The 1,186-nt window shown below is 49.2% G+C and carries 1 protein-coding gene; it reads left to right on the top strand.

Going from position 1 to position 1,186, the window contains the following annotated elements; translation table 11 throughout:
* The first annotated feature begins 1 nt into the window (after position 1).
* Positions 2-1,186 (top strand): elongation factor Tu, encoded by a 1,185-nt coding sequence (tuf, locus tag HMPREF2872_RS05515; RefSeq protein WP_070631849.1) that lies wholly within the window; start codon positions 2-4, stop codon positions 1,184-1,186.

Here is a 1,186-nt window from a genome sequence, read left to right as displayed (position 1 = left end):
CATGGCTAAGGAAAAATTTGAACGTAGCAAACCGCACGTAAACGTTGGCACCATCGGTCACGTTGACCATGGTAAAACCACTCTGACTGCTGCTTTGACTACTATTTTGGCTAAAAAATTCGGCGGTGCTGCAAAAGCTTACGACCAAATCGATAACGCTCCCGAAGAAAAAGCCCGCGGTATTACCATCAATACCTCACACGTAGAATACGAAACCGAAACCCGCCACTACGCACACGTGGACTGCCCGGGCCACGCCGACTACGTTAAAAACATGATTACCGGTGCCGCACAAATGGACGGCGCAATCTTGGTATGTTCCGCTGCCGACGGTCCTATGCCGCAAACCCGCGAACACATCCTGTTGGCCCGTCAAGTAGGCGTACCTTACATCATCGTGTTCATGAACAAATGCGACATGGTTGACGATGCCGAGCTGTTGGAATTGGTTGAAATGGAAATCCGTGACTTGTTGTCAAGCTACGACTTCCCAGGCGACGACTGCCCAATCGTACAAGGTTCTGCACTGAAAGCTTTGGAAGGTGACACTGCTTACGAAGAAAAAATCTTCGAATTGGCTGCTGCCTTGGACAGCTACATCCCAACACCTGAGCGTGCTGTGGACAAACCTTTCTTGTTGCCTATCGAAGACGTATTCTCTATCTCTGGCCGTGGTACAGTAGTAACCGGTCGCGTAGAGCGCGGTATCATCCACGTTGGTGACGAGATCGAAATCGTAGGTCTGAAAGAAACCCAAAAAACCACTTGCACCGGCGTTGAAATGTTCCGCAAACTGCTGGACGAAGGTCAAGCAGGTGACAACGTAGGTGTATTGCTGCGTGGTACTAAACGTGAAGACGTAGAGCGTGGTCAAGTATTGGCTAAACCAGGTACCATTACTCCTCACACCAAATTCAAAGCTGAAGTATACGTACTGAGCAAAGAAGAGGGTGGTCGTCACACACCATTCTTTGCTAACTACCGTCCACAATTCTACTTCCGTACTACTGACGTAACTGGTGCAGTTACTTTGGAAGAAGGCGTAGAAATGGTAATGCCAGGTGAGAACGTAACCATTACTGTAGAACTGATTGCGCCAATCGCTATGGAAGAAGGTCTGCGCTTTGCGATTCGCGAAGGTGGTCGTACCGTAGGTGCGGGTGTGGTTTCTTCTGTAATCGCTTAA

The organism is Neisseria sp. HMSC069H12 (assembly GCF_001812735.1).
GTDB lineage: Bacteria > Pseudomonadota > Gammaproteobacteria > Burkholderiales > Neisseriaceae > Neisseria > Neisseria subflava.
Note: the sequence above shows the minus strand (reverse complement) of the source record. Positions and strands in the feature narration are given on the sequence as shown.